Annotated in this window: 1 rRNA gene; it reads left to right on the top strand. The window is 58.4% G+C overall.

Going from position 1 to position 1396, the window contains the following annotated elements:
• Positions 1 to 1396 (top strand): 16S ribosomal RNA (locus ACERIM_RS19445); the annotation flags it as partial.

A 1396-nucleotide genomic window follows, 5' to 3' on the forward strand; every position in this document is an offset into this window, starting at 1 on the left:
ATGCTAGTTGCACGAGTTCAGACTCGTAGCAGATAGCTCAGTAACACCTGGCCAAACTACCCTATGGATCCGAATAACCTCGGGAAACTGAGGCTAATTCGGAATACGATTCACNNCCTGGAGTGGTGTGAATCCGAAACGCTCCGGCGCCATAGGATGTGGCTGCGGCCGATTAGGTAGACGGTGGGGTAACGGCCCACCGTGCCCATAATCGGTACGGGTTGTGAGAGCAAGAGCCCGGAGACGGTATCTGAGACAAGATACCGGGCCCTACGGGGCGCAGCAGGCGCGAAACCTTTACACTGCACGAAAGTGCGATAAGGGGACTCCAAGTGCGAGGGCATATAGTCCTCGCTTTTTGCGACCGTAAGGTGGTCGCGGAATAAGTGCTGGGCAAGACCGGTGCCAGCCGCCGCGGTAATACCGGCAGCACGAGTGATGACCGCTATTATTGGGCCTAAAGCGTCCGTAGCTGGCCGTGCAAGTCCATCGGGAAATCCGCGCGCTTAACGCGCGGGCGTCCGGTGGAAACTGCATGGCTTGGGACCGGAAGACCAGAGGGGTACGTCCGGGGTAGGAGTGAAATCCCGTAATCCTGGACGGACCACCGGTGGCGAAAGCGCCTCTGGAAGACGGATCCGACGGTGAGGGACGAAAGCTCGGGTCACGAACCGGATTAGATACCCGGGTAGTCCGAGCTGTAAACGATGTCTGCTAGGTGTGGCACAGGCTACGAGCCTGTGCTGTGCCGCAGGGAAGCCGTGAAGCAGACCGCCTGGGAAGTACGTCCGCAAGGATGAAACTTAAAGGAATTGGCGGGGGAGCACTACAACCGGAGGAGCCTGCGGTTTAATTGGACTCAACGCCGGACATCTCACCAGCATCGACAATGTGCAGTGAAAGTCAGGTTGATGACCTTACTGGAGCCATTGAGAGGAGGTGCATGGCCGCCGTCAGCTCGTACCGTGAGGCGTCCTGTTAAGTCAGGCAACGAGCGAGACCCGCACTCCTAATTGCCAGCAACACCTAGCGGTGGTTGGGTACATTAGGAGGACTGCCAGTGCCAAACTGGAGGAAGGAACGGGCAACGGTAGGTCAGTATGCCCCGAATGTGCTGGGCGACACGCGGGCTACAATGGCCGAGACAGTGGGATGCAACCCCGAAAGGGGGCGCTAATCTCCGAAACTCGGTCGTAGTTCGGATTGAGGGCTGAAACTCGCCCTCATGAAGCTGGATTCGGTAGTAATCGCGCCTCAGAAGGGCGCGGTGAATACGTCCCTGCTCCTTGCACACACCGCCCGTCAAAGCACCCGAGTGGGGTCCGGATGAGGCCGACGCAACGTCGGTCGAATCTGGGCTCCGCAAGGGGGCTTAAGTCGTAACAAGGTAACCGTA

The sequence above is a fragment of the Natrinema sp. H-ect1 genome (assembly GCF_041821105.1).
Classification (GTDB): domain Archaea; phylum Halobacteriota; class Halobacteria; order Halobacteriales; family Natrialbaceae; genus Natrinema; species Natrinema thermotolerans.